Source organism: Nocardia sp. GTS18, from assembly GCF_013839555.1.
Taxonomy (GTDB): Bacteria; Actinomycetota; Actinomycetes; order Mycobacteriales; family Mycobacteriaceae; genus Nocardia; species Nocardia rosealba.
This window is the reverse complement of record NZ_JACBIU010000001.1, coordinates 69801-95870: the sequence shown is the minus strand read 5'-3', so window position 1 is coordinate 95870 and position 26070 is coordinate 69801. Positions and strand designations below refer to the sequence as shown.

General features: G+C 67.2%; 25 protein-coding genes. 13 read left to right on the top strand and 12 right to left on the bottom strand.

Annotated features, from left to right (window positions below):
• The first annotated feature begins 383 nt into the window (after positions 1-383).
• Together HYG95_RS00455 and HYG95_RS00450 are read left to right on the top strand one after the other, a co-directional pair.
• Positions 384-1142, top strand: coding sequence for a hypothetical protein (locus HYG95_RS00455; protein ID WP_181696016.1), 759 nt, complete (start codon positions 384-386; stop codon positions 1140-1142).
• 161 nt (positions 1143-1303) lie between these two features.
• Entirely contained in the window at positions 1304-2191 is an 888-nt protein-coding gene (locus HYG95_RS00450) for a DUF5995 family protein (protein WP_181696015.1), read from the top strand.
• Positions 2192-2250: 59 nt separating this feature from the next.
• On the opposite strand, the gene HYG95_RS00445 is transcribed toward HYG95_RS00450, so the two are convergent.
• Complete coding sequence (locus HYG95_RS00445; protein ID WP_181696014.1) at positions 2251-3975, bottom strand: GMC oxidoreductase; 1725 nt, start codon at positions 3973-3975, stop codon at positions 2251-2253.
• A 101-nt stretch (positions 3976-4076) separates the two neighbouring features.
• Between HYG95_RS00445 and HYG95_RS00440 the strand changes: the two genes are divergently transcribed.
• The 3 genes from HYG95_RS00440 (at position 4077) to HYG95_RS00430 (ending at position 6649) form a co-directional block, all read left to right on the top strand.
• Positions 4077-4784, top strand: coding sequence for a MerR family transcriptional regulator (locus HYG95_RS00440; protein WP_181696013.1), 708 nt, complete (start codon positions 4077-4079; stop codon positions 4782-4784).
• Positions 4785-4932: 148 nt separating this feature from the next.
• Positions 4933-5523 (top strand): hypothetical protein, encoded by a 591-nt coding sequence (locus HYG95_RS00435; protein ID WP_181696012.1) that lies wholly within the window; start codon positions 4933-4935, stop codon positions 5521-5523.
• Between the two features lie 127 nt (positions 5524-5650).
• Positions 5651-6649: a diiron oxygenase gene (locus HYG95_RS00430; protein ID WP_181696011.1), complete on the top strand. Its 999-nt coding sequence runs from the start codon at positions 5651-5653 to the stop codon at positions 6647-6649.
• Positions 6650-6656: 7 nt separating this feature from the next.
• Here HYG95_RS00430 and HYG95_RS00425 read toward each other — a convergent pair whose 3' ends face one another.
• Together HYG95_RS00425 and HYG95_RS00420 are read right to left on the bottom strand one after the other, a co-directional pair.
• A complete protein-coding gene (locus HYG95_RS00425) occupies positions 6657-7382 on the bottom strand; it encodes a TetR/AcrR family transcriptional regulator (RefSeq protein ID WP_067638282.1) in 726 nt (241 codons plus the stop codon).
• A 37-nt stretch (positions 7383-7419) separates the two neighbouring features.
• Positions 7420-8739 (bottom strand): family 1 glycosylhydrolase, encoded by a 1320-nt coding sequence (locus HYG95_RS00420; protein WP_181696010.1) that lies wholly within the window; start codon positions 8737-8739, stop codon positions 7420-7422.
• 281 nt (positions 8740-9020) lie between these two features.
• Here HYG95_RS00420 and HYG95_RS00415 point away from each other — a divergent pair, with 281 nt between their 5' ends.
• On the top strand, positions 9021-9503 hold the full coding sequence (locus HYG95_RS00415; protein WP_255494915.1) for a nitroreductase family deazaflavin-dependent oxidoreductase: 483 nt from the start codon (positions 9021-9023) through the stop codon (positions 9501-9503).
• Positions 9504-9551: 48 nt separating this feature from the next.
• Here the strand turns inward: HYG95_RS00415 and HYG95_RS00410 are convergent, their stop codons facing one another.
• The 6 genes from HYG95_RS00410 to HYG95_RS00385 are packed head-to-tail and all read right to left on the bottom strand — an operon-like array spanning position 9552 to position 17157.
• The gene (locus HYG95_RS00410; RefSeq protein WP_181696009.1) at positions 9552-10994 is read right to left on the bottom strand and encodes an NCS1 family nucleobase:cation symporter-1; all 1443 of its coding nucleotides are present in this window, start codon (positions 10992-10994) and stop codon (positions 9552-9554) included.
• 24 nt (positions 10995-11018) lie between these two features.
• Positions 11019-12512 carry a CoA-acylating methylmalonate-semialdehyde dehydrogenase gene (locus HYG95_RS00405; protein WP_181696008.1) on the bottom strand — a complete coding sequence of 498 codons (1494 nt, stop codon included), beginning with the start codon at positions 12510-12512 and terminating at the stop codon, positions 11019-11021.
• A gap of 16 nt (positions 12513-12528) precedes the next feature.
• Entirely contained in the window at positions 12529-13845 is a 1317-nt protein-coding gene (locus HYG95_RS00400; RefSeq protein ID WP_181696007.1) for an aspartate aminotransferase family protein, read from the bottom strand.
• Positions 13842-14867, bottom strand: a complete 1026-nt coding sequence (locus HYG95_RS00395; RefSeq protein WP_181696006.1) for a TIGR03842 family LLM class F420-dependent oxidoreductase — start codon at positions 14865-14867, stop codon at positions 13842-13844. The genes HYG95_RS00400 and HYG95_RS00395 overlap by 4 nt, the downstream gene beginning before the upstream one ends.
• A gap of 9 nt (positions 14868-14876) precedes the next feature.
• A complete protein-coding gene (gene hydA, locus HYG95_RS00390) occupies positions 14877-16298 on the bottom strand; it encodes a dihydropyrimidinase (RefSeq protein ID WP_181696005.1) in 1422 nt (473 codons plus the stop codon).
• A 16-nt stretch (positions 16299-16314) separates the two neighbouring features.
• Entirely contained in the window at positions 16315-17157 is an 843-nt protein-coding gene (locus tag HYG95_RS00385; RefSeq protein WP_174550327.1) for a nitrilase-related carbon-nitrogen hydrolase, read from the bottom strand.
• Between the two features lie 121 nt (positions 17158-17278).
• On the opposite strand from HYG95_RS00385, the gene HYG95_RS00380 reads away from it, so the two are divergent.
• From HYG95_RS00380 to HYG95_RS00370, 4 genes are all read left to right on the top strand, one after another.
• On the top strand, positions 17279-18640 hold the full coding sequence (locus HYG95_RS00380) for an aminotransferase class I/II-fold pyridoxal phosphate-dependent enzyme (RefSeq protein ID WP_181696004.1): 1362 nt from the start codon (positions 17279-17281) through the stop codon (positions 18638-18640).
• Between the two features lie 40 nt (positions 18641-18680).
• Positions 18681-18935, top strand: coding sequence for an alpha/beta fold hydrolase (locus HYG95_RS25065; protein ID WP_370465659.1), 255 nt, complete (start codon positions 18681-18683; stop codon positions 18933-18935).
• Positions 18936-19042: 107 nt separating this feature from the next.
• Positions 19043-19663 (top strand): helix-turn-helix transcriptional regulator, encoded by a 621-nt coding sequence (locus tag HYG95_RS00375; RefSeq protein ID WP_181696003.1) that lies wholly within the window; start codon positions 19043-19045, stop codon positions 19661-19663.
• 70 nt (positions 19664-19733) lie between these two features.
• The gene (locus HYG95_RS00370; protein ID WP_181696002.1) at positions 19734-20093 is read left to right on the top strand and encodes a DUF3703 domain-containing protein; all 360 of its coding nucleotides are present in this window, start codon (positions 19734-19736) and stop codon (positions 20091-20093) included.
• A gap of 119 nt (positions 20094-20212) precedes the next feature.
• Here HYG95_RS00370 and HYG95_RS00365 read toward each other — a convergent pair whose 3' ends face one another.
• The 3 genes from HYG95_RS00365 to HYG95_RS00355 form a co-directional block, all read right to left on the bottom strand.
• Entirely contained in the window at positions 20213-21406 is a 1194-nt protein-coding gene (locus HYG95_RS00365; protein WP_181696001.1) for a site-specific integrase, read from the bottom strand.
• Between the two features lie 60 nt (positions 21407-21466).
• A complete protein-coding gene (locus HYG95_RS00360) occupies positions 21467-21700 on the bottom strand; it encodes a hypothetical protein (RefSeq protein WP_067638311.1) in 234 nt (77 codons plus the stop codon).
• Positions 21701-21800: 100 nt separating this feature from the next.
• Entirely contained in the window at positions 21801-22490 is a 690-nt protein-coding gene (locus HYG95_RS00355) for a winged helix-turn-helix transcriptional regulator (RefSeq protein ID WP_181696000.1), read from the bottom strand.
• Positions 22491-22581: 91 nt separating this feature from the next.
• Here HYG95_RS00355 and HYG95_RS00350 point away from each other — a divergent pair, with 91 nt between their 5' ends.
• The 3 genes from HYG95_RS00350 (at position 22582) to HYG95_RS00340 (ending at position 26019) form a co-directional block, all read left to right on the top strand.
• Positions 22582-23697, top strand: coding sequence for an acyl-CoA dehydrogenase family protein (locus tag HYG95_RS00350; protein ID WP_181695999.1), 1116 nt, complete (start codon positions 22582-22584; stop codon positions 23695-23697).
• A 369-nt stretch (positions 23698-24066) separates the two neighbouring features.
• Entirely contained in the window at positions 24067-24795 is a 729-nt protein-coding gene (locus HYG95_RS00345; RefSeq protein ID WP_181695998.1) for a methyltransferase domain-containing protein, read from the top strand.
• A 138-nt stretch (positions 24796-24933) separates the two neighbouring features.
• Positions 24934-26019 carry a metallophosphoesterase gene (locus tag HYG95_RS00340; protein ID WP_181695997.1) on the top strand — a complete coding sequence of 362 codons (1086 nt, stop codon included), beginning with the start codon at positions 24934-24936 and terminating at the stop codon, positions 26017-26019.
• Positions 26020-26070 lie beyond the last annotated feature (51 nt).

The following is a 26070-nucleotide window of genomic DNA, read 5'->3' as shown; positions in this document are numbered from 1 at the left end:
GCGAGGATCCGGCGTCGTCCGGGTCTACTTCTCAGCCCGCGATTCCGCAACCACCGCACGGGGATCCGACGATCCTCGCTCCACAGGGGCCTGTGCCGTTTCAGCAACCGCATGGCCTGGGTGTCTTCCCTCAATCGAGTGTGCCGCAGGGGTCGGGTGCGTTTCCACAGCCCGGTACGCCGCAGGGATCGGAGGCCTCCCCGCAGGCATCCGGACAGCAGGGGTCCGGGGCATTCCCGCAGCCTGTGCTCTACGGAGCAATGCCAGGCCCGCAGCCTGGGCTGGACGGCTACCCTGGGGCGCCACAGGGTTATGGGCAGCCGGGTGGGTACGGAATTCCCGACTCGCAGCAAGGAATTCCGCAACAGGGGCTCGGTCCGAGCATGTCTCTGCCGTTTCCGCATCACGGACAGACCTATGGGTATGCGCCGCAGCCGCCGCGCAAGGGTAATGCCGGTCTGCTGATCGGGATCGGGGCCGTGGTGCTGGTGCTGGCCGTGGTGATCGTGACCGCGGTGGTGATCGGAACCGGTGGCGACGACGAGGCGGCGGTTGCCGCGCCGACGACCACCACGCAGACTGCGCCGCCCACGGGCACCAGCACCGCACCGGTGACGCCGGGTTGGCAGGGTGTGCTGCTCGCTGACGAGCGCATCGCTTACGACGTCCCGCCGAGTTGGCAGATCGCCTCGGAGTCGGACTCGGTGGTGATCCTCGGTCTGAGCGGAATGTTCGCGGGTACCGGAAAGGCCTACGAAGGCGAGAACTACTGCCCCGGTTCGGCCTATCGAGGACTCGCGGGGATCGCCCTCAGTACGGAGAACACACTGCCTGAGGCCGCGACCACCGCGGCCAGGATCGCGGCCGAGGGCGGCTACTCCGATTCGACAGGTGGCAAGATCACCGCCCCCACTTCGCTCACCACCAAGAGCGGCTTGGCCGGACAGTTCGTCGAGAGCTCGGGTTCGTGGACACCGGCGCGACCGGGCTGCACCACGACCACGTACTCGGTGTACACCTTTGCCTTCGAGAAGGCGGCGGGTCTGCCGATGGTCATGGCGATCCTGGTCGACCGGGGCACCACCGGCGAACTGTCCGCCGACGACGCCAAGAAGATGATCGCGAGCATCCGCCTGATCTGACGGCCCTCCAACACGTGGGCTGCCGCAGCTAACCCGCCACCGAACGGCCTGCTGTTCAGCCGGTTCCGCTCGGATCTCCTTGGCACCTGCCCGCCTCGGCGAGCCTGTCGATCCGGGTGCGTCGCACAGCGGATCGGGGCGGGAGGTGGTGGAATCGCAGGATGCGTATCGGGAGTGGAATAGTCGCGGCTGTCGCGGTCGGGATCATGGCTCTGCCCGGGTTGGTCGCGGGACCGGCCGGCGCGGTAACCGACACCGCGTGCGGATCAACCCTCTCGCCGGCCGATATCGGCGAGATCGCCCGGCTCTCGGACACTTCCGAGATCGCAGGCGGCGATACCCTGGCCCGGCTGGAGGACGCCGTCGACCGGCACCACCGAATCACCGAGATCCTTGTCGAGCACCGGGACCTGCGTGGGCTGTTCGCGATCGGCCTCGACGGCGTGGAATCCACCGCCGTGATGCCGATGCAACGTGATCCGGCGGCCTTCCTCGACCGCGAATACGCGCACTCGATCAGTCTCGAACTGCTGCGTCGCTTCCTCGACAATCTGCACGCCGAATTCTCCGGCGGCGTCGTCGAACCGCAGTGGGCACACTATTTCGCCCTGGCCAAGGACTGCGGCGCCTCGCGGGCACGCACGGCGATGGCCGGATACAACGCGCACCTGACCGTCGACCTGACGTATTCGGTGGCCGCCGTCGGGAGTCGTCCCGAGCACGCACCGGACTATTTCAAGATCGTCGCAGGCATCGCCTCGGTCGGCGACGTGATCGTCGAACGGACCAAAGCCGTCTACGGTGCCGACCTCGGGCCGCTGTGGCGGTTCTATTTCGTGGGGGAGGGCCTCGATCAGCTGTTCGGCGCGGGCGTGGCCACCGAGCAGATGCTCATCGCCGCCGACCTCGGTGCGAACGTGGTGATCTTCAGCAACGGACTCGCCCTGCAGGACCCCGCGCTGGCGCCCACGATCCGGACTGAGGTCGCCGCGCTGTGGCAGGCGGCCGATCTGGCGTTCGAGGCGTTGGCGCGCATCAACGCCCTCTGAACGAACAAGACCCCGGACCTGCGGTGCGAAACCGCTTGTCCGGGGCCATGTTCCGGTCGTCAGCCCGCGGTCTTCTCCGGGTTGCGGATCTCGACGATCGGCAAGACCAGCGCGGCGGGCGCGCCCGCGGGGACCACCGGCTGCTTCGGTGCGACCGGTTCGATCCGTCGGTATCCCGCGTCCTGCTCGGGCCGGGTGTCGACCTCACCCTTGTTGGGCCAGTAGGCGGCCGCGCGCTCGGCCTGCGCGGTGATCGTCAGCGACGGGTTCACCCCGAGATTGGCCGAGACGGCCGCACCGTCGACAACGCTGAGCGTCGGGTAGCCGAACACACGGTGGTAGGCGTCGATCACGCCGTGCTGCGGGTCGGCCCCGATCGCCGCACCACCCAGGAAGTGCGCCGTCATCGGCACATTGAACACATCGCCCCAGGTGCCGCCGGCGACGCCGCCGATCTTGTCCGCCACGCGGCGGGTCACCTCGTTGCCCGCGGGGATCCACGTCGGATTCGGTTGCCCGTGGCCCTGTTTGGACGTGAGCTTGCGCCCGAACAGCCCGCGCTTGGTGTAGGTGGTGATGGAGTTGTCCAGGTGCTGCATGACCAGCGAGATGATGGTGCGCTCGCTCCAGTTCCGCACGCTCATGAACCCGAAGAAGGTGAGCGGATGGGTGATCACCAGCCACAGGAACCGCAGCCACCTCGGCACGCGCCCGCCGCCGTCGACCATCAGGGTCTGCAGCATGCCCATCGAGTTGGAGCCCTTGCCGTAGCGGACCGGTTCGACATGGGTGTCGGGAGTGGGGTGGATCGAGGACGTGATCGCGACACCCTTGGTGAAGTCCTGGCCGGGCGCGAGCGTCTTGGTGGCCGCGCCGACGATGGACTCGGAGTTGGTGCGGGTGAGCAGGCCGAGCCGATCGGAGATCTTGGGCAGCGCGCCCTCGTCGCGCATCGCGTGCAGCAGCTTCTGGGTGCCGAGCGTGCCCGCGGCGAGCACCACCTGCTTGGCGGTGTAGGTCTTGGGGTTCTTGCGCACCCAGGCGCCGGTGCGCTCGGTGGCCACGTCCCACGTGCCGTCGGGCAGCGGACGCAGTGCCGACACGGTGGTCATCGGGATGACCTGCGCGCCCGCCTTTTCCGCGAGGTAGAGGTAGTTCTTCACCAGCGTGTTCTTGGCGCCGAACTTGCAGCCCACCATGCAGTCACCGCATTCGATGCAGCCGGTGCGCTCGGGGCCTGCCCCGCCGAAGTACGGATCGGCGACGGTCTTGCCCGGCTCACCGAAGAAGACACCGACCGGCGTCTGGACGAAGGTGTCACCCACGCCCATGTCCTCGGCGACGGCCTTGAAGATCTCGTCGGCGGGCGTCATGTGCGGGTTCTGCACCACGCCGAGCATCTTCTTGGCGCGCTCGTAGTACGGAGTGAGCTCGGCTCGCCAGTCGGTGATGTCGCGCCACTGCGCGTCCTGGAAGAACGGCTCCGGCGGAACGTAGAGGGTATTGGCGTAGTTCAGCGAACCACCGCCGACACCGGCACCGCCGAGGATGAGCACGTCGCGCAGCGGGTGGATGCGCTGGATGCCATAGCAACCGAGCTTGGGTGCCCACACGAATTTACGCAGGTCCCAGCTGGTTTTCGGCAGTTCGTCGTCGGCGAAGCGGCGGCCCGCCTCCAGCACGCCGACCTTGTAGCCCTTCTCCACCAGTCGCAGCGCGGTGACACTGCCGCCGAATCCGGAACCGACGATCAAGACGTCGAAGTCGGTGGTTCGCTCGGACATAGAAGAGCTCCTCGATGGTGTCGACAGTGACGCCGGTAACGCTAACGCCGACAGCCAGCACTGTCAAAGTCCGCCCGGGGCTCGGCCCCTATGCTGGTCGCGTGCCTCGATACACCCGCGCGGAACTCGCCGACGCCAGCGGCGTCGCGGCGCGCACGATCCGCTATTACCACTCGCTCGGCGTCCTACCCAAGCCCGGGCGCGCAGGCAAGGAAGTGGTGTATTCCGACGAGCATCTGGACCGATTGCGCGACATCGTCGCCATGCAGGGCCGCGGGCTGCGGCTCGACGCCATCCGTGAGGTCTTCGACGCCGAACCGACCAGCGGCGATTGGCGCACGCTGTTCGACCCGCGTTCGGCCCAGGCCGCGCAACGCAGCGCGGAGATCGACGACGCCGAACTCGCCGCCCTGCTCGGCGACCGCGGCTCGGACGTGCTGACCGAACTGATCGCCGTCGGTTATCTGGAGCGCCGCGGTGAGCGGTGGTACGTGCCGGATCGCCCGATGCTCAAGGGCGCCCTCGTGCTCTACGACGTAGGTATCGACATCCCGCTCAGCGGCGAACTGCGCACCATGATCCGCTCACGCATGGCCGCGCTCGCCGACGAGGTGGTCGGCGCGGTCCGCGACGCGTCGGGCGGCTACGCCGGCGAGGACCTCGGCGTCGACCTGACCCGCTTCCGGGAACGCCTGCTCGCCATGGCCTGGGAGGTCGGTGGCACCACGCTGGCCGCCGAGGTGAACCGGGCCGCCGAGGAGGCAGCCGAGGCGCGCCGCGAGACGGCGGGCTCACCCCCGGTCGGCTGATCGGCATGACTTTCCCCACGTGGCGCCATCGCTACTCCAGAGGGACCGGTCGGTACGGTAGCGAAGGAGGTGATTCCTGCGGTATGTGGGGTGAGAGATGTGTGAACGGCGGGCCCACCGGTACCGCCGCCGAACGGGGAGTGCCCGAGTGAATTCTCGCGAGGAGATCTTGCGCCGCGTCCGCGACGGGCTGCTGGACCTACCCGACGACGCGCGACGGGTGACGGTTCGTCGCTCGGCGGGTCGCCCGGCCGACGCCGACCCGGCCGAACGCGCCGCCGTACTCGCCCGCTTCGTCGAACGGCTGCGCGAGCAGGGTTCGCTGGTGCGGCTGGTCGACACCACGGGCCTGCCCACCGCCGTGGCCGCTGTGCTCTACGGAATGAGCGTGCGCACCGTACTCGCCGCCGTCGAGCCGGGTCCGGCGTGGCTCGACCATTGGGCCGGTGCGCCCGGGCATGCCGTGGTGCACGGATCCGGTGCGGCGAGCAGCGGCGACGCGGTGGTCCGCGATGCTGTCGCCGGAGATGCCTCGACCGGTTCGCTCGCCCTGGAGGTGGACGGCGGACCCGCCGTGTCGGAGGACATGCCCCAGGTGTGCGTGGTCCGCGCCGAGCGCGTGTTCAGCTCCCTGCCCGATGCGCTGGACCGCCTCGATCCCCGTCGCCCGCTGATCTGGCGCGGCGGCCCCGCAGATGCGGAACTGGCCCGTCAACTGGTTGTTCTGCTGGTCGAATAGTCATCGCTCTCGATTCGGACGCGCCGCACACGGGGGTTGTGTGGGACCTTAAGTCTCAGTTACTCTGAGTTCGACGATGTGACGGTTGACACTGCCGTGCGCATCGACGCGAACCGAGGAGGCACCGATGACGCTGACCGAATCGAGCCGTGGCGGACTCATCAGCGAGGAATACCGCGATGCCCTGGCGACCCTGTCTCAAGGGTCCGTCGACCGGCATTTCGATCCCTACCTCGATATCGACTGGGATTCGCCTGAGCTGGCTCTCGACCCGAACGACCCGCGCTGGGTGTTGTCGTCCGAATACGATCCGCTCGGTGCCACGCAGTGGTATCGCGAGCAGCCGCTGGAGCGGCAGATCGAGATCGGCAAGTGGCGCACCGCGAACGCGATCAGGGTCGGCGCCGCATTCGAGAGCATCCTGATCCGCGGGATGATGCAGTACATCATGAAGCTGCCGAACGGCTCTCCCGAGTTCCGGTACTGCTTGCACGAGATGACCGAAGAGTGCAACCACATCCAGATGTTCCAGGAACTGGTGAACCGCATCGGTGTGGATGTGCCGGGCATGCGGCCCTTGTTCAAGGCACTCTCGCCGTTCATCGGCGTGGCGGGCGGCTACGCGCACACGATCCTGTTCATCGGCATCCTCGGCGGCGAGGAACCGATCGACCACTATCAGAAGGCCATGCTGCGGGCGGGCGCGAACCTGCCGCCGATGGTGGTGCGCACCATGGAGATCCACATCGCCGAGGAAGCGCGCCACATCTCCTTCGCCCATGACTTCCTCGCCGCGCACATCGGGCGGATGGGCAAGTTCAACCGTGGTGTGTGTTCGGTGGCGTTCCCGATCGCGATGCGCTGGCTGGCCGGGGAGATCATGGCTCCGCCCCGTTCGTTCGCCACGCAGTTCGACATCCCGCGTGAGGTCATCCGGGAGGCGTTCTGGAAGTCCGAGCACTCGCAGCACGTCCTGGCGGGCTACTTCGCCGACGTACGGAAGCTGGCCGACGATCTGGGCATGATGAACCCGATCGCCAAGCAGGTGTGGAAGGCGCTCGGCATCGACGGGCCGCTGTCGCGGTACCGCAGCGAGCCGGAGCGGAGTGCCCGCAGGGCTGCGTGAGCCGCCCTCAGTCGCCGTTGGTCATCAGCTGGGTGATGACCGTGGTGAGGGGTTGTTCGGCGTCGAGGGTGAGCCCGTGGCGCCGGGCGACGCCGTCGACCACGTGCCAGGCATAGGAGGCGACCTCCTCGATCAGCTGCTGTCTCGACAGGACCGGGGCGGGGTCGTTGGCCCAGCGGGTGACCGTCGCCTCGGTCATCGAGACGATCGCGAAGGTCATTGCGTCGGCCGAGCCGTCGTCGGCCACGCCGACCACCCCGGCAAGGCCGGTGACCAGCGCGCGGGTCGAGGCGGCGAGTGTCGCGATGAGTGAACTCATGGCGTCGACGTCCGGATCGGCCTCCGACGGCCCGGTGCGCAGGAATTCGTGCAGTCGTGGATGCTCGGTGACCCACGTGACGACGGCATCGACCGTGCGAACGAGGATCTGGTGGATGGAACCGTCGCCGATGTCGAGCGCGTCTTCGATATCGCCGACGAACCGGTCGGTGATATCGCTGCGGATGCGCCGGTCGAGTTCGTCGCGGCCCGCGAACTGCCGGTACACAACGGATTTCGCGAGCCCGGCGTGTTCGGCGATCTGGACGATCGGCACCTCGACACCCGGCGGCGCCTGTTCGATCAATTCGATCGCCGCCTGCACGATCCGTTCCCGGCGGCTGTCGTTGTGCGGCTGCCACCGGGCTTGTCTGCCGCTCACGGCGCGGGCTGGTCGTGACGTTGCGCTCGACACCGCCTGAGTGTAAAGCACACGATCCGGTATCGAACTGTTACCGAGGGACTGTCACCGGATCGGTGCAACTGGCCACCCCGTTCACCACCGAACAGGGCGCAGGCGCTCGCGTGGGCCGATAGTCGTCGCCGACGCCGCCCGCGGCGGTGATCTCCCGGTAGGCCGCGACAGCGTCGGTCGGCTTGCGGGTGAGTGTGGGGTCGGTCAGCACATCGACGGTGTAAAGGCCGAATCGTGGTGTGTAGGAACCCCATTCGTAATTGTCGGTGAGGCTCCAGTAGTTGTAGCCGAGCAGCGGGATGCCGTCGGCCACGGCGCGCTGCAGCCAGTACACGGTGTCGCGCAGCGAATCGGCGCGGGTGTAGCCGTCGGGGCGTGGCAGCCCGTTCTCGGTGGGCATCCCGTTCTCGACGATGTAGAGCGGGCGGCCGGGGAACTTGCGGGCGTAGTGCTCGAGAACGTAGTAGATGCCCTCGGGGTGCAGGGGCATGGTCCAGAGTTTGCCGGGGTCGGGGATGCGCGGTTCGGCGGGGGAGAAGCTGTAGTAGTAGTCGATTCCGATGTAGTCCAGGCGCGCCGAGATGCGATCCAGCAGCGGGCCGTTGACCGCGTCGTCGACGGCCGGCAGGTGGGCGACATTGCTGGTGACCATGGCACCCGGCTGCACGGCGTGGATGTACTCGTGGATGCTGTTGTGGGCCTGTGCGATTCGGTCGACCATAGTCGGTGCGTCGGCGGGGGAGAGCCCGCCGTGGCGTAGTTCGTTGGCCAGATACACCATCGGCTCGTTGAACGTCACCCACAGCGGGTCCGTGTGGGCGAAGCGGTCGACGATGCTTCGCGCATTGGTCAGCCAGTCGGCCACGATGTGCGGGTCGCGCCAGCCGCCACGATCCGCTACCCAGCCGGGATAGACCCAGTGATCGAGGGTGAGCATCGGTCGCATGCCCGCCGCGGCGATCGCGCCGACGACCTCGTCGTAGAACCCGAGACCTGCCTCGTCCCAGACGCCGGGGCGAGGCTGTACCCGCGCCCACTCGACGCCGATGCGGTACACGCGCACGCCGAGGTCGGCCGCGAGCGCGATGTCCGATCGGAACCGCTGGCGGAAGTCGACCGAGTTCAGGTACGGATGCTCGGTGCTGCCGGACTCCGCGTAGCGGCGCCAGTTGCTGTCCGGTGCGTCGCCTTCGGCCTGGAACCCGGAAGCGGCTACACCCCAGAGGAAGTCGGGGCTCATCGGTGCCAACTGGGTGGATGCCGGTGGTCGGGCGGTAGTGGGGGAGGTGCTTCCCGCGAGCGCGGCGAAGACAACGGCGATCGTGGCGAGGATCCTGCGGCGACTGGGGGAGGGCATGGCACTCCTGGCGGCTGGAATGGGAGGGGGAGGAGAGTCCAGTGTGCGGCATCGACGAGCGGTAGTCCGGGAATTGCGGCAGTAAGGCGAACGTCCATTTATTACATTCGGTTACGCAGATATGCGCATCTAACTATGTCAGCCCAGTCTTTCCAACCCACAACTCACCTCCGATACATGTGCCCACGAACAAACCACTAGCAAGGACGGGGGAGTGAAATGCCTCTCAAGCACACCCCTGTGGGTTCGTTAATCCAGCGCGCTCGAGCCAGGATTCGGGGATGGTGTGGAATCCCTTGCCCCGTGTGGCGCGCGTGTTCGGAGCACAAGCCTGGGTGATGCGGGGGGCGAGTGTCGTGTTGCCCGCCGAACGGTTGCTTCGCCGGTTCTCCGGTGGGCGTTGGGGTGTCCTCGATCTGGCCGGCCTGCCGTCGATCGAGGTGACCGTGGTCGGCCGCAAGTCCGGTGTGCCGCGCACGACCTCGCTGCTGTGTGTGCCCGACGGCGACGGCTTCTTCCTCGTCGGTTCCAACTGGGGCAAGCCCGAACATCCGGCCTGGTCGGCGAACCTGCGTGCCGCGCGCACGGCATCGGTGCGGTTCAACGGCAGTACGGCGTTTCCGGTGTCGGTCACGGAGATCACCGGGATGGAACGAAAGCGGGTGTGGGATCAGGTCGTGGAGTTCTGGCCTGGTTACGAGATGGAATATCAGCTCGCCGGCGGGCGTGAGTTCCGGATCTTCCGGCTCGACCGGATCGTCTGACGACTGTGCCCCGGCGACAGTCGTTGTCGCCGGGGCACAGTCGCGGGTTCAGACCTGCGCAGGTTTGCGGCTCAGGCCGTACATGACGGCCGCACCGAGTGCCGCGCCGACGGGCCACGACAACGCCGTGAGCGAGGCGGAATCGGGGACAAGAGCCACGACGACGCTGACCGCACCCGCGATAAGCAGTGCGACGAGCGCTCGCGGGTTGAATCCGCGGGTGTAGAAGTAGGTGCCGTCGGTCGCGCCGGAATAGAGCTCGGGCACGTCGGTGCGCTGTTTGCGAACCAGGTAGTAGTCGACGACCAGGATGCCGAACACCGGCCCCATCAGAGCACCGACACCGCCGAGGAAGTAGACGATGAAGTCCTGGTTGGCCCACAGCTTCCAGGGCAGTACGACGATCGACAGGACGGCGGTGATGATGCCGCCGGTGCGGAACGAGATGTACTTCGGTGCGGCATTGGAGATGTCGTAGGCGGGGGAGACGAAGTTCAGCACCACGTTGATGCCGACGGTCGCGATGGCGAACAGCACGGCCGAGATGATGACGATCGCATCGTTGTCGATGTGGGCGACGAGCTCGACCGGGTCGGACAGAACTTCCCCGTACACCTTCAGAGTGGCGAGCGAAATGATGATCGAGATGACGACGAACGCGGTCTCGTTGAAGGGTATGCCCCAGGCGTTGCCGCGCCGGATGGCCTTCTGACTGGGTGAGAATCGGGCGAAGTCGGCGTAGTTCACCAGCGGTCCGGCCATGAACGCGACCATCAGGAACGCGACCCCGATGAACGCCGACACCGTCTGTCCGCTCGAGAGTGCTTCACCCGCACGGGCATTGAGGTCGATGCTCCAGTCGGCTTCGCTCATGATCCACACGGCGAGGGCGATCATGCCGATCCACACGACCGGTCCGGCGAAGTCGGAGGCCTTACGCACGATCTCCATGCCGTAGCTGATGATCATGAGCTGCACGGTCCACAGCACGAGGAACGCGATCCAGCCGAGCGCGGACAGTCCGAGGAAGCTGGGTTTCGTCCACGACTCGAGACCTGGCGACACCCGCAGGATCAGCACGATCACCGCGGTGGAGGCCAGATAGGTCTGGATGCCGTACCAGAAGATCGCGACGAGCGCGCGGAGCAGGGCGGGGATGTTGGCGCCGAACACGCCGAAGGTGGCGCGGGCGAAGACCGGGAACGGGACCCCGACCTTCTGACCCGCGACACCGACGAGGTTGCTCCCGAGCCACAGCATCAGCACACCGGCGAACAGGGCGAGCATGGTCTGCCAGCCGGTCATGCCGAGGGCGAGCATGCCGACGGCGAAGCCGTAGCTGGCGATGCTGTGGGCCGAGGTCATCCAGAGACAGAACAGGTCCCAGGTGCGCCAGGTCGCCGTCTCCTTGGTAGTGGGCGCCAAGTCGTCGTTGACCAGCTGCGAGTGTCGTCCCGCGCCCTCGGGCGCGTGGACCTGTGTTTCTGTCATCGCATTATCTCTCTACTTCTACTGCTAACTGTGCTGGGGGAACCCGAGGTTGATGCCGCCGTGGCTCGGATCGAGCCAGCGCGACGTGATCGCCTTCTCCTGGGTGAAGAACGAGAAGCCCTGCGGTCCGTAGGCTTTCGCGTCACCGAAGATCGACGCTTTGTGGCCGCCGAAGCTGTGGTAGGCGACGGGCACCGGGATGGGGACGTTGATGCCGATCATGCCGACGGTGACCCGGCGCTGGAATTGCCGTGCGGCCCCACCGTCGTTGGTGAAGATCGCGACCCCGTTGCCGTAGGGGGAGCTGTTGATGAGTTCGATGCCCTCCTCGAAACCGTTCACCCGGACGACGGAGAGGACAGGCCCGAAGATCTCGTCCTGGTACACGGCGGAGCTGGTCGGGACGTTGTCGATCAGGGTCGGGCCGAGCCAGAACCCTTCGGCCGCACCGTCGATGCTGGTTTCGCGGCCGTCGACGACGATGGTGGCGCCGTCGGTGGCGGCCACGTCGAGGTAGCCGGCCACCTTGTCGCGGTGTTCCCGGGTGATGAGCGGTCCCATGTCGCAGCCTCGGCGGCCGTCGCCGGTGCGTAGTTTGCCCATGCGTTCGGCGATCTTGGCGACGAGTTCGTCGGCGATGCTGTCGACGGCGAGCAGCGCGCTCACCGCCATGCAGCGTTCGCCCGCCGAGCCGAAGCCCGCGTTGACGGCGGCGTCCGCGGCGAGGTCGAGGTCGGCGTCGGGCAGCACGAGCATGTGGTTCTTGGCCCCGCCGAGTGCCTGTACCCGTTTGTCGTTGGCGGCGGCGGTCTGATAGACGTAGCGCGCGATCGGGGTGGAGCCGACGAAGGAGATCGCGGCGACGTCCGGGTGGACGAGCAGGGCGTCGACGGCTTCCTTGTCGCCGTGGACCACGTTGAGGACGCCCGCGGGCAGGCCCGCTTCGGCGGCGAGTTCGGCGAGCCAGTTGGCGGCCGAGGGGTCCTTCTCGCTCGGTTTGAGGACGACGGTGTTGCCCGCGGCGATGGCGATCGGGAAGAACCAGAGCGGAACCATGGCGGGGAAGTTGAACGGGCTGATGATCCCGACCACCCCGACCGGTTCGCGCACCGAGTACACGTCGACGTCGGTAGAGACGTTCTGGCTGAACTCGCCTTTGAGCAGTTGTGGCATGGCGAGGGCGAATTCGACGACTTCGAGTCCCCGGGCGATCTCCCCGCCCGCGTCGCTGAGGACTTTGCCGTGTTCGGCGGTGAGGATCTGGGCGAGGTCGTCTTTGCGGGCGTTGAGCAGTTCCCGGAAGGTGAGCAGGAACCTGCTGCGGGTGGCGATCGAACTGTCGCGCCACTGGGGCAGGGCGGCGGCGGCCGCGGCGACGGCGGTGCCGACGTCGGTGGCGGTCGCCATGCGCACCTCACGTTGGGGTGTGCCGAGGGCGGGGTCGAAAACCGGTGCGGTGCGGGTGGATTCGCCCGGCCAGGCCTTGCCGTCGATCCAGTGCTCGAGAATCTGTGTCATGGTCGTTTCCTTGTCTTCAGAGTCCGGCGAGTACGTCACGAATCGCGGCGACGCCCGCCGTGGCCTCGGCGTCGGTGATGACGCAGGGCGGCACCACGTGCAGGCGGTTGTCGGCGATGAACGGGAGCACGCCGCGTTCGAGCAGACCGGTTTTGAGCTTGCCCATGGTCGCGGCGGGGACGGGGGTTCGGGTGTGTGGGTCGGTGACGAGTTCGAGTGCCCAGAACACGCCTTCACCGCGTACCTCACCGATGACGGGGAAGTCGTCGGCGAGGGCTCGTAGTGCGGGGCCGAGGGTTTCGCGTCCGACGCGCTCGGCGTTGGCGACGATGCCTTCGGATTCCATGGCGTCGAGTGCGGCGACGATGGAGGCGGCGGCCAGCGGGTGACCGCTGTAGGTGAGGCCGCCGGGGAACACGGTGTCGTCGAAGGTGCGTGCCACGGGGTCGGAGATGATGACGCCGCCGACGGGGACGTAACCGGAGTTCACGCCCTTGGCGAAGGTGATGAGATCGGGGACGACATCGTGGCGGGAGAACGCGAACCAGGCGCCGGTGCGGCCGAAGCCTGCCATCACTTCGTCGAGGATGAGCAGGATGCCGTAGCGGTCGGCGAGCTCACGCACACCAGCGAGGTAGCCCGGTGGTGGGATGAGCACACCGGCGGTACCGGGGACGCTCTCTAGCAGAATGGCCGCGATGGAGGCGGGGCCTTCGCACTGGATCACCCGTTCCAGGTGGTGCAGTGCGCGTTCGCATTCCTGTTCGGCTGTCGCGGACCAGAATTCGCTGCGGTACAGGTAGGGGCCGAAGAAGTGGACGTGCCCGCGGGCGAATTCGTTGGGTACGCGCCGCCAGTCGCCGGTGGCGACGACGGCGGCGCCGGTGTTGCCGTGGTAGGAGCGGTAGGTGGAGAGCACCTTGTCGCGGCCGGTGTGCAGGCGGGCCATCCGGATGGCGTTCTCGATGGCGTCGGCGCCGCCGTTGGTGAAGAACACCTTGTCGAAGCCGTCCGGTGCGAGCGCTGAGATGCGCTGTGCCGCTTGTCCTCTGGCGAGGTTGGCGGTGGCGGGGGAGATGGTGGCGAGTTGGGCTGCCTGCTCGGCGATCGCTCGGGTGACGGCCGGGTGCTGGTGGCCGATGTTGACATTGACGAGCTGGCTGGACAAGTCGAGGTATTCGCGGCCGGCGTGGTCCCAGAGCGTGCAGCCGCGTCCGCCCGCGATGACGAGTGGTTGCAGCGCGGCCTGGGCGGACCAGGAGTGGAAGACGTGGTCGCGGTCGAGCCGGTAGGCCAGGGCGTCGAGGTCGGTCGCGGTGTCGGCGGCGGTCATGATGCCGCCTTCATCGCGGTGATGTGTTTGGTCATGCCGGGGATGACGGTTTCGCCGTAGACGCGCATGGTCTCCTCCTTGTTGTCGTGTTGGAGATAGCCCGCGAACTGGTCGACACCGAGTTCGGCGAGGCGCTGCAGCTTCTTCAGGTGGTCCTCGGGTGTGCCCAGGACACAGAACCGGTCGACGATGTCGTCGGTGACGAAGGCGGCGTGGGTGTTGCCCGCGCGGCCGTGCTGGTTGTAGTCGTAGCCTTCGCGACCGGCGATGTAGTCGGTCAATGCCGGTGGGACGGAACCGGATTCGCCGTAGCGGGTGACGATGTCGGCGACGTGGTTGCCGACCATGCCGCCGAACCAGCGGCATTGGTCACGCATGTGCGTCCAGTCGGTGCCGATGTACATGGGTGCGGCGACACAGATCTTGACCGCGTCGGGGTCGCGCCCCGCGGCGGCGGCCGCGTCCTTGACGGTGCGGATCATCCATTCGGCGATGTCGAGGTCGGCGAGCTGGAGGATGAACCCGTCGGCTACCTCACCGGTGAGCTGGAGAGCTTTGGGCCCGTAGGCCGCGACCCACACGTCGAGGGTCGAGCCCGTGCTCCACGGGAATTGCAGCACGCGTCCGTCGACCTCGACCGGGCGGGAGTTGGCGAGTTCCTTGACGACGCGGATGGATTCGCGCAGGGTCGCCAGGGTGGTCGGTTTGCCGCCGCCGACCCGGACCGCCGAGTCGCCGCGGCCGATGCCGCAGATGGTGCGGTTGCCGTAGGCCTCGTTGAGGGTGGCGTAGGTGGAGGCGGTGACTGTCCAATCGCGGGTGGCGGGGTTGGTGACCATCGGGCCGACGGTGATGCGTTTGGTCTCGTTGAGGATCTGGCTGTAGAGCACGTACGGTTCCTGCCACAGGATGTGGGAGTCGAAGGTCCACAGGTGGCTGAAGCCGTGTGCTTCGGCGAGTTTGGCCAGGTGCACCGTGCGCGCCGCAGGCGGGTCGCACTGCAGGACCGCTCCGAATTGCATGGTGGCTCCCTAGATGAGGTATTGACAGGGGTCGCGGCGGACGAAACGTCCGTCGCCTTTGCGGCCGAGGTAGGTGTTGTCGTCGACGACGACCTTGCCTCGCGAGAGCACGGTGTCGACGTGGCCGTCGATCTCGTAGCCCTCCCAGGCGGAGTGGTCCATATTCATGTGGTGGGTGGCGTCGACGCCGATGGAGGTGTGGCCGTTGGGGTCGTAGATCACCACGTCGGCGTCGGCGCCGGGGGCCAGGACGCCCTTACGGCCGTAGAGACCGAACATCCGCGCGGGGGTGGTCGCGGTGATCTCCACCCAGCGTTCGAGGCTGATCTTGCCGTCGACCACACCCTGGTACATGAGGTCCATGCGGTGTTCGACAGAGCCGATGCCGTTGGGGATCTTGGAGAAATCACCGATGCCCATGTCCTTCTGCCCCTTCATGCAGAAGGGGCAGTGGTCGGTGGACACCATCTGCAGGTCGTTGGTGCGCAACGCCTGCCACGCTTCGTCCTGGTGGTGGTCGTGCTTGGAACGCAGCGGCGTGGAGCACACCCATTTGGCGCCCTCGAAACCCGGCGCGCCCAGCTGGTCCTCCAACGACAGGTACAGGTACTGCGGGCAGGTTTCACCGAAGACGTTCTGACCGCGATCGCGGGCGGCGGCGAGCTGGGCGACGGCTTGCTTGGCCGACACGTGCACCACGTACAGCGGCGCGCCGGTGAGTTTGGCGAGCATGATCGCCCGGTGAGTGGCTTCTTCCTCGAGTTCCCAGGCGCGGGCGATGCCGTGGTAGTAGGGGTCGGTCTTGCCCTGGGCGAGCAGCTGGCCGACGAGTACGTCGATCGCCGGCCCGTTCTCGGCGTGCATCATGGTGAGCAGGCCGGTATCGGCGCCGGTCTGCATGGCGCGCAGGATCTGGGCGTCGTCGCTGTAGAACACGCCGGGGTAGGCCATGAACAGTTTGAAGCTGCTGATGCCCTCGCCGGGGAGTTCGCGCATGGCGCGCAGGGATTCGTCGTTGACGTCGCCGATGATCTGATGGAACGAGTAGTCGATCGCGCATTCGCCCGCGGCCATGTCGTGCCAGGTCTGCAGGCTGTCCTGGACTCGCTCCCCGAATTTCTGGACGGCGAAGTCGATGATGGTGGTCGTCCCGCCCCAGGCGGCGGCGCGGGTGCCGGTTTCGAAGGTGTCGGCGGCGGTGGTACCGCCGAAGGGCATCGACATGTGCGTGTGGGCGTCGATGCCGCCGGGGATGACGTACTTGCCGGTCGCGTCGATCACGCGGTCGACCGTTTCCGTCAGATTCGCGCCGAGGACGGTGCTGCCGGGTTCGAGCAGGGCGACGATGCGTTCACCGTCGATGAGCACATCGGCCGCACCACGCCCGGTCGCCGAGACGACGGTGCCGCCGATGATCAATGTTGTTGCCACGGTGATCCTTTCCGGCTCAGGGCGCCACGATCGAGGAGTAGGAGTCGGGGCGGCGGTCGCGGTAGAACTGCCAGTCGCCACGCACCTCGCGCACCACGTCGAGGTCGATCTCGCGGATCACCAGTTCCTCGGTGCCGGTGGAAGCGACCTCGCCGACGAAATTGCCGCGCGGGTCGACGAAGTAGGAGCTGCCGTAGAAGGTCACCGCGTCATCGCCGAATTCGTCGCTCTCGGTGCCGATCCGGTTGTTGGCGGCGATGAAGTACTGATTGGCGGCCGCCGCGGCCGGCTGTTCGAGTTCCCAGAGCCGGTTGGACAGGCCGGGTTTGGTCGCCGAGGGGTTGAAGACGAGTTCGGCGCCTGCCAGGCCCAGGGCGCGCCAGCCTTCGGGGAAGTGGCGGTCGTAGCAGATGTAGACGCCGATCTTGCCGACGGCGGTGTCGAACACCGGGTAGCCGAGGTTTCCGGGGCGGAAGTAGAACTTCTCCCAGAAGCTTGGCAGGTGGGGGATGTGGTGCTTGCGGTATTTACCCAGGTAGGTGCCGTCGGCGTCGATGACAGCGGCGGTGTTGTAGAGGACACCGGGCTGGTCTTCCTCGTATACCGGCAGCACGATCACGATGTTGTGTTCGCGTGCCAGGGCGGCGAACCGTTCGGTGGTGGGGCCCGGTACCGATTCGGCGTATTCGTAGTACTTCTTGTCCTGCACATTGCCGAAATACGGCCCGTAGAACAGTTCCTGGAAGCAGATCACCTGAACGCCTTCGGCGGCTGCCTGCTCGACGAACTTCTCATGTTTGGCGAGCATCGATTCTTTGTCGCCGGTCCAGGTGGCCTGTGTGATGGCTGCTTTGATGATCGTCACCGGTCGATCTCCTGCCTAGGATTTGGGTTATGTTATCGTCAGCACTAAACATTTCTTGAATGTTTCACCCAATGCCGGGAAGTGTAAATCTCGAGGGGCCGACGGCGAGGGAAAAGTGGACAAGAAGATCCGGATCGATGATCCGACGCCCGCCGGGATCGCCGGGGCGATCGCCCGGCTCATCACCAGTGGCGAGCTGCGACCGGGTGATCGGCTCCCCACGGTGCGCGAACTGTCCGCGCAGCTAGGAGTGAGTCCGGCGACCGTGAGCCACGGGTGGCGGGCGCTGGCTCAGGCCGGGCTGGTTGTTTCCAAGGGGCGCAGCGGAACCTTCGTCACCGGGGTGCCGCGCGCTGCCCCGACGCGGGCGGGTGGGATGACCGGTGGGGCCGAGTCCGCGCGCCTGGACCTCTCGCTCGGCACGCCCGATCCGGCCCTGCTCCCCGAGATCGGATCGCTTCTCGCACAGGTTGCTTCGCGTGCGGAGAGCACCGACTATCACCAGCCACCGGTGGTTCCCGAGCTCGGTCGGCTGCTGCAGGCCGACTGGCCGACGGGGTCGGGTGGGTTGACTGTCGTCGACGGGGCGATGGATGCGGTGGCGCGCAGCCTGGCCGCGGTGGTGCGCTTCGGTGATCGGGTGATCGTCGAGAACCCGACCTTCCCGCATTTCCTCGACTACCTCGACACCATCGGTGTGCGGGCCGTCCCGGTGGCGATGGATGAAAACGGTGTGCTGCCGGACGAATTGGCACGTGCCCTCGCCCTCGCACCCGCCGCCGCCGTCCTGCAGCCACGCGCCCAGAATCCGACCGGTGCGTCCATGACCGCCGAGCGCGCCGAGGCACTCGCCAAGATTCTGGGTCGCAGCGAGCATCGGTGCATGGTCGTCGAGGACGACCATTCCGGTGCGATCGTCGCCGCCCCCGACATCAGCCTCGGCCGCTGGTTGCCCGACCAGGTGCTGCACGTGCGGAGCTTCTCCAAATCCCACGGCCCCGACCTGCGCATCGCCGCCCTCTCGGGCCCCGAGGAGGTGATCGACCGCATCGTCGCCACCCGCATGCTCGGCCCCGGCTGGACACCGCGCATCCTGCAACGTCTGCTGTACGAACTCCTGCGTGACGACACCGCGAATCGCACTGTGTCGCAAGCGCGGACGGATTACACCGATCGGCGACGCGCGCTCACGGACGCTCTGAGCAAGCACGGAGTGGCGGTCGCCGAGGGGGACGGGCTCAACGCCTGGGTGCCGGTGGCAGATGAACGCTCCGCGCTGGTTCACCTGGCGGCCAACGGTATTCGGGTGGCGCCGGGTGGTCCGTTCATGGTGGGTGAGGAGGCGGGTCAGCCGCAGGCGGTGCGCGTGACCGTGGCGCCATTGCGCGACGGCATCGACGACGTGGCACGAATCCTGGCCACCGCCGCCCAGCCACCGCGGCAGTCGGAGTACTTCTCGTTGCATACCAGGCGTTGAGGGGTTTGCCCACCGTTCTGGGTGAGTCGGGGCAGGGCGGCTGCTCGCCCCGGACCTGATCGGCATGGGCGAGTCGGGGAAGCCGGCGATCGACTACAGCTTCGACGACCATGCGCGATACCTGGTCGCCTGGCTCGAGGCGATGGGGTTGGACAGGGTGGTGCTCGTCGGCCACGACGGGGCGCACTCGGGACCGCCGGGTGGGCGGCATTGCGATACTTCAACCATGCAGTCTTCGACGCACCGCGCGGTCGGTGGCCCAGCCCGGCGGGCCGCTCCCGGGCAGAACACGTGACCGGCGCGACCGGTTGGACCGGGACAATGCTGCTGCGGCCCGGGCTGATGGTACTGACGGGCGAGTTCGGAACCACGGCGCTTCATGCGCACCACACGATTCAGATCATGAAGAGCGACTCCGCGTTCTGTATCGGTGACGCACAGGGAGCTACGGCGAGCTGCCGGGCGGCGGTGATTCCCCCGAACACCAGTCACCGAGTGGTCGAGGGCACTGCCTCGGCCACCTTGATCCATCTGGCGCCCGAAGCGGCGGTGGCGACCATGCTGTGCCCTGAACCCGGGGATACGGTCGATGTCTGGGTGCGTCACGGGGCGATGTTCAGCTCCGGCCCGATGGGTATGGCGGCCCTTGTCGCCGGCGCGGTCGAGCCCGACCGGAGCGCCTGGCACCCGGCAGTTCGCCATTCCTTGGCCGACTTGCCCGCGCTGCTCGCCGACGGCCCTATTCGGCTCGGTGATCTCGCCCAGCGGGTGGGGTTGTCGGAGAGCCGACTGGCACACCTGTTCTCGGCGGAGGTGGGCCTTCCGTTCCGGGCGTACGTGCGTTGGCTTCGGATGCAGCACGCGATGCGGCTCTTCGCCGCGGGACGGACCCTCACCGAGGCGGCACACGGTGCAGGCTTCGCCGACAGCGCCCATCTGAACCGCGTCTGTCACAGCATGTTCGGCGCGGCCCCGACCCAATACGGGCAGCTGCGGTTGGTCGACGAGCTCGGTTGCCCGTAGCAGCTTTGTTCAAGCGGGCACCGGCATCCCCTGCAACGCTGTGGGGAGACACGACAACCCAGGAGGTCCCATGTCCCCCATGCCCGCCGGCGTCCGATCCGCGTTCGAAGCCGAACTGGACCGCGCCCGCCTGACCAATGATGTCGACGAGATGTGGCACGCGCTCGAACGGGCACACATCCTTTCGCAGGAGTGGGCGTGGCCGCACACTCGCGCACATTGGGAGATGCTCCGACTCGCCATCCGCTGCCGCGACCGTCATGAAGTCGTCGGCCAGGTGCTCCGACTCGCGTTCGGCGGCATCGCGTCCGCGACCGGCCGCGCGCCGCTCGGCAACAACGGTAGGTCCGATGTCGGTCCCTTCACACCCATGCCGATCCCTGCCGATCTCCTTGCCATACTCGCCGCGGGTGCCACCGCCGCACGATGACGAAGACCCCGCCGTTGTCGTGAGCGGCTCCGATGCGTCACGCGAACCGAAGTACCCGACGGCGGGCACCACGGCACGATCGAGGAGAACACGACCCGTGAATCCGGTACCGCCGCGTGTCAGAGGCCGAGTTTGGTGACCGCGTTGTCTTCGAGGGGGTTGGCGGTGCGGATGTAGCCGTGGACGGTGCGGGGGTTGGACCAGCGGCCCTGGCGCATGATTTCGCGGTCGCTGGCGCCGCCGAGGGCGGCTTGGGTGGCGAAACCGGCGCGTAGGGAGTGGCCGGAGAACAGGTCGGGGTCGAGGCCGGCGCGGGCGGCGTAGCGTTTGACCAGTTCGGCGACGGCACGGCCGGACAGGGCGGTGGGGGAGATGGTGCCGTGCCGGTTGACAGTGGGGAACAAGGGGCGGTGGGGGTCGCTGCTCAGGGTGGTTCCGGTGAAGCCGTGGCAGCGGTGGATGGTGGTGTCGGTGATCGGGTTCGCGGTGACCCAAGCACGGAGAGCTGCTGTGCTGGAATGGTTTTCGAGGAGCTGTACCCAGTCGGCGAAGGCGCAGACGGGGCAGGTGTGCGGGTGTTTGCCGCGTGGCAGGGCGACACGCTGTTCGCTCGCGCCGGTCGGGTCGGTTTTGGTGGTCGGCAGGTGCACGATCAGCAGTGGTTCACCGGTGTGGTGATCGGTGCGTACCTGAACATCGCCGATGCGCAGGGCGGCCAGTTCGCTGCGCCGCAGGGCACCGGCGAAACCCACCAGCAGGGCGAGGGCGTCGCGGCGGCGGGCCGGTTCGGTCGGCCAGCCGGGGGCGGGGAGTTCGGCGAGGAGCTGTTCGAGGGTGTGCAGCAGGACCGGGCGTTTGCGGGTCGGTGGGGTGCGGCGGGTGCGCCGGATGCCACGCAGGGTGAGGCGCACGACGTCGGACCTGGTCGGGGACGGTAACCCGTTGGCCGCGTGCACGGCGGCGATAGCGGCGGATTTGCGGTCGAGGGTGGCGGGGCTGAACGCCCACGTGCCGTTGTCGCGGCGGGCGTCGGCGGCCGCGGCCAGATACACCGCCACGTCCAGGGGGTCGGCGGGCAGCGCCTGACGGTGTTCGCCGGCGCACCAGCCCGCCCACGCGATCCAGTCGGTGCGGTACGCGCGCAAGGTGTTGGCCGACTGCGACGCCTCGAGATAACGGCGTAGCGCGCCCGCTTGGTCGTCGTCGAAACGTTCACCGACGAGCCGCAGTGCGGCGGTGTCGATCAGGACGCTGCGTACGCCGCGGCGTAGTTCGGTGCGGACCCGTTCGGGTAGCACGACCGCCTCGCTCACCGCAGCCCTCCTCGCCCGCGTGGTCGCCGCTGATCTACGGCGCGCCCAGCTTAATCCGGGTCAGGGCAGTTCCTCGAGTTCGGCGAGCTTGGTGTGGATGAACGCGGCGAGGCGGTGCTTGGCCGCGCCGGTGAGGAAGCTGGTGTCGCCGAGGCGAGGGAACCCGTCGTCCGCCGATGCCGCGGGTTCGGGGGTGTCGGTATCGCCGACTAGTTCGAGACGTGCCGGATGCTGCTGGGGGAGAGGAACATTCGGTTCGTCCGGTTCTGTCTGCTCTGCTCCGGTACGTACCATGACTCGAACAATAACGTTGTGGTCACGGCCGTTGCCAACACGATGGGCCACGGAGTGATAACAGACACGTTTTGTTCGGATTTGCGTAATAAGTCCGGTTTCAGGAGGCTCGGGCCTGCTGGGCGGTCGCGCGCACGTACCCGGCGACCGGGCTCAATCGCAGTACATCGGGCATCCGTCGGGTTACCGCGTGCGGGCCGATGAACCGCACCCGTCCGGTGTGCTGGGCGTGTGCCAGCGGCAACCGACCGAGCCACACCTCGTACAAACCCGCCACGTCGGCGCTGATTGTGACATCGACCGGGTACCCCGGATCCGTCTCGCACACCGACGCCGCACCGCCCTCGACCACGATCCAGAACCGGCGCGGATCGTCGGTGAACCGGACCGCGAGCACCTGACGGCGACCCGGCAGCTGCGTGGTGTCGAGACGGTTGTGCATCCACCACACGAGCAGGGCCGCGTCGCGCTCGCCGTGGCGCGGTTCGCCGAAGGTCCAGCGCGCACCCCACTCGCCGAGGCCGAACAGGATCGGTTCCAGATCCCGACCCGCCTCGGTAAGCACGTACTCGGTGCCGAGCTTGTCGACCAGACCCGCGCGTTCGAACTGGCGCAGCCGTTTGGCCAGCAGGCTGCGCGACAGGCCGGGCAAGCCGCGGGCCAGATCGTTGAATCGGGTGGTGCCCAGGAACAGGTCGCGGGCGATGAGCAGCGACCAGCGTTCACCGAGCACGTCGAGGGCACGCGAAATGGGGCAGTACTGGGCGTAGCTGGGGGTTGTGCTCGTCATCATCACCTCGCCGACGGGGTCCAGATACTGGATCGGGGGAGTCCACTTCCTGGACTATCCGGTTATCGCGCCCGTCCCTACCTTTCGAAACATGACTTCCACGATTACTTCCGCAACCGACCGGGTCGCCCTGGCCCGCACGATCGGTGAAACCCTGCGCACCGAGGTCGCCGAGCGCGACCGCACCGGCGAGATCTCCGTCGCCGCCTTCGACCTGCTGCGCTCCTCCGGGCTCTCGGCCGCGCTCGTGCCGACCGAATTCGGGGGCGGCGGGGCCACACATACCGAAATGGGGGCCGTGCTGCGTGAGCTCGGCGCCCACGATCCGTCGACGGCGGTGGCGTTCGCGATGCATTCGCATCTGGTCGCCGCCCAGGTGTGGCGGCACAAGCACGGTATCGACGCCTCCGGGGTGTTCACGAAGGTCGTCGGTGGGGCGATTCTCATCAGCACCGGCGCCTCGGACTGGGTGGATTCCAACGGAATGGCCGTGCCGGTGGACGGCGGATACCGGGTGAGTGCGCGCAAAGCGCCCGCGAGCGGATGCGAGGTGGGTGACGTGCTCGTCACCAGTGTCCGCCTCGAAGGGAATCAGGTGCTGCACTGTGCGATCCCCATGTCGGCAGCCGGTGTTCGGATCGAGAAAACCTGGGACACTTTGGGTTTGCGGGCCAGCGGATCGCACACCGTGGTGCTCGACGACGTATTCGTGCCCGAGGCGGCCGTGTCACTGATCCGGCCCGCCGGTGCGTGGCCCACCGTGCTGAATGTCGTGATGGGCGCCGCTCTTCCCCTGATCCTGGCCGCCTACCTCGGCATCGCCGACACAGCGGTCGCCCTCACCGCCCACCTGCTGCGCGGGCGCGCCGACGACCACACCCTGCAAACAGCGGGCGAGATGCTCAACGCCCACACCACCGCCGACGACCTCGTCACCGCCATGTTCACCGACGCCGCCGACCTCACCTTCCCCAACACCGACGCCTATGCCGCCCGAGCCCTCAGCCGCAAAACAGTCGCCGCCGAAGCCCTCATCACCACTGTGCGCCTGGCCATCGAAACCACCGGCGGCGCCGGCTACTCCCGCACCTGCGACCTCGAACGCCTCTACCGCGACATCCTCGGCTGCCAATTCCATCCCCTGCCCAGGCCCAAACAAACCCGCTTCACGGGGCGCGTCCTGCTGGGACACAACCCGATCGGGTAGTGCGATCCCGTCCGCCTGGAACCATGTGAAAGACGATCGCCGACCTCGAGTGAAACAGAAGCGGCGCGATGCCAGCCCACCCGGATCAGCAATGACGAGGCCCTGCGGCGCACTCCTCCTCCTGCCGGCGGGCAGCTCGCAGAATGAGCAGCCCGCTTGCCGGTGAGTGATCGGGCGGTGCGCCGAATGTGGTTGCGCGCGGAGGGGAGCGGCTGATGTACTCGGGCTGTGTTGATGTGTGCGCAGCAGTGGTGGTCGGTTCAGTAGCGGTCGGCGTTTGTTGCGTGGCCGCCTCGCGGGCGGTCGGGTGCTTGTCGTGACGACATCTGGTTGGGTCCGGGCGGCGGCCCTGGATTGGGAGGTCAGCAGATGAGCGACAGCACTTCAGCTTCGGGAACCGGTGGGTTCGGGGAGATTCTGGTCAGTTCTCGTTCGCTGGACGAATATCGGGCGATGTTCGCGCTCACCGAGCAGGACCTGCGGCACCGGATCCTCGATTGTCCCGGTGGCGCAGCGGGTTTCACCGCCGAAGTGTGCGCTCGGGGTGGGGACGTTACCGCATGCGATGTCGCCTATTTCGGTGACGGGTTGGCGAACGTGGCGGCGACCGCTGTTGCCGAGGCCGAACGCGGCAACGACTTTGTTCGAGCACACGCGCAGGACTACCGGTGGGAGTTCTTCGCCGATCCCGACGCGCATCGCCGGGCACGGTGTGAATCGGCCCGGCAGTTCGCCGCCCACAGCAGTTCGCATCCGCAACGCTACGTTCCGGGACAGTTGCCCACGCTGCCGTTCGCGGACAACAGTGTCGACCTCGTGCTGAGTTCGCACCTTCTCTTCAGCTACGCCGACGATCTCGATCCCGAATTCCATCGTCGAGCGATCGTCGAACTGCTGCGGATCGGTACCGAGCTCAGAGTTTTTCCGCTTGTTCCGATCGGTTCGTGCACCCCGTACCCACAACTGCGTGCGTTGATTTCCGAACTGGCCGATGACGGTGTCGACTGCCGGGTTGTCGACGTCGACTACGAATTCCAGGTCGGGGCCGGTCAGATGCTGATGTGTCGTCGAGCGAGAGATGGCGCGACCCGCTGTTAGAGGCAAATTCCACGACGCTAACTGGGCGATCGTCCATGTTGTTCTATTGTTCATCGAAACGCGCTGGATGCGGTGCCGTAGCGGCCGGGGTGTTGTGCTTCGATCGAGCGGTCGACGGGTGAACTCGGGAAGGTGAGCATGGACGAGCAGCTCAACGTGCGGTCGAACGGTCTGGGCAGGCGCGAGGTTCTCGCGGGCGCGGCCGGTGTCGTCGCGGGTCTGACGTTGGTCGGGCTCACCCCGGCTGGTGCGGTGCCCGCCGAGGTGGCGAAATTCTCGCCCACGGCGGGGCGCGGGGTGCGGGTGCTGGTCACCGGTGATGCCGGGACCGGGACGCGTACGCAGTGGGCGGTGGCCGACGCGGCGCGGGAATTCCATGTGCGCGAACCGTTTTCGCTGGCTGTCGGGCTCGGCGACAATATCTACGACTCCGGTCCGAACGGACCCGACGACATCCAGTTCGCGACGAAATTCGAGGACCCCAACACCGGCCTGGACTTCCCCTGGGCGATGGTGCTCGGTAACCACGACACCAGCTCGGTGTTTCCCGGCGACGGCGGCTGGTTGCCGCGCGGCAACCACGAGGTGGCCTATCACGCGAATTCGCCGCGCTGGTGGATGCCCAGCCGCTACTACTCGCTGCGCGTGCCCGAGGAAAACCCCGTCGTGGAGTTCTTCGTTCTCGACGTGAACCCGCTGGCTGCCTACATCCCGCCCGTGTTCGACCCGTACTGGGCGGTCGACGGCCCCTACATGAACGAACAGCGGGCCTGGCTCGACCGCGCACTGGCCGAGTCGACCGCGCAGTGGAAGATCGCCTGCACCCACCACCCCTACCTGAGCAACGGCTCCCACGGCGACGCGGGCAACTACGAGGGCCTGCCGATCGAACCGCTCAACGGCGTCCACGCCAAACGTTTCTTCGAAGACCACGTTCTTGGCAAGGTCTCGCTGCTGCTGTCCGGCCACGACCACACCATGCAGATCCTCGAACCCACCGCCGCCACCAAAGGCACCCGCCAGATCATCTCCGGCGCCTCGGCCAAAACCTCCACCGGCCAGCCCGGCGAACCGACCGGCCGCCACAACGCCCTCTACCAAACCCATCATGAACTGGGCTTCATGGTCTTGGACCTGCACCCGGACTCGATGCGCGCCCGCGTCGTCACCGTCGACCCGGCCACCGGCTCGGGCACCCAGGTCTTCGACCGCCGCCTCGCCTGAACCGACTCGGCCTCGGCTTCGCGCTGACGCAGTACCGGGGGCTTTCCCGGC

Bases quoted from the DNA above. Each gene is read 5' to 3' on its own strand.
- HYG95_RS00455 (WP_181696016.1), top strand. From the start codon at position 384: ATGTCTCTGCCGTTTCCGCATCACGGACAGACCTATGGGTATGCGCCG.
- HYG95_RS00450 (WP_181696015.1), top strand. From the start codon at position 1,304: ATGCGTATCGGGAGTGGAATAGTCGCGGCTGTCGCGGTCGGGATCATG.
- HYG95_RS00445 (WP_181696014.1), bottom strand. From the start codon at position 3,975: ATGTCCGAGCGAACCACCGACTTCGACGTCTTGATCGTCGGTTCCGGA.
- HYG95_RS00430 (WP_181696011.1), top strand. From the start codon at position 5,651: ATGACGCTGACCGAATCGAGCCGTGGCGGACTCATCAGCGAGGAATAC.
- HYG95_RS00420 (WP_181696010.1), bottom strand. From the start codon at position 8,739: ATGCCCTCCCCCAGTCGCCGCAGGATCCTCGCCACGATCGCCGTTGTC.
- HYG95_RS00415 (WP_255494915.1), top strand. From the start codon at position 9,021: ATGGTGTGGAATCCCTTGCCCCGTGTGGCGCGCGTGTTCGGAGCACAA.
- HYG95_RS00410 (WP_181696009.1), bottom strand. From the start codon at position 10,994: ATGACAGAAACACAGGTCCACGCGCCCGAGGGCGCGGGACGACACTCG.
- HYG95_RS00405 (WP_181696008.1), bottom strand. From the start codon at position 12,512: ATGACACAGATTCTCGAGCACTGGATCGACGGCAAGGCCTGGCCGGGC.
- HYG95_RS00400 (WP_181696007.1), bottom strand. From the start codon at position 13,845: ATGACCGCCGCCGACACCGCGACCGACCTCGACGCCCTGGCCTACCGG.
- HYG95_RS00395 (WP_181696006.1), bottom strand. From the start codon at position 14,867: ATGCAATTCGGAGCGGTCCTGCAGTGCGACCCGCCTGCGGCGCGCACG.
- HYG95_RS00375 (WP_181696003.1), top strand. From the start codon at position 19,043: ATGAAGAGCGACTCCGCGTTCTGTATCGGTGACGCACAGGGAGCTACG.
- HYG95_RS00370 (WP_181696002.1), top strand. From the start codon at position 19,734: ATGTCCCCCATGCCCGCCGGCGTCCGATCCGCGTTCGAAGCCGAACTG.
- HYG95_RS00360 (WP_067638311.1), bottom strand. From the start codon at position 21,700: ATGGTACGTACCGGAGCAGAGCAGACAGAACCGGACGAACCGAATGTT.
- HYG95_RS00355 (WP_181696000.1), bottom strand. From the start codon at position 22,490: ATGACGAGCACAACCCCCAGCTACGCCCAGTACTGCCCCATTTCGCGT.
- HYG95_RS00350 (WP_181695999.1), top strand. From the start codon at position 22,582: ATGACTTCCACGATTACTTCCGCAACCGACCGGGTCGCCCTGGCCCGC.
- HYG95_RS00345 (WP_181695998.1), top strand. From the start codon at position 24,067: ATGAGCGACAGCACTTCAGCTTCGGGAACCGGTGGGTTCGGGGAGATT.
- HYG95_RS00340 (WP_181695997.1), top strand. From the start codon at position 24,934: ATGGACGAGCAGCTCAACGTGCGGTCGAACGGTCTGGGCAGGCGCGAG.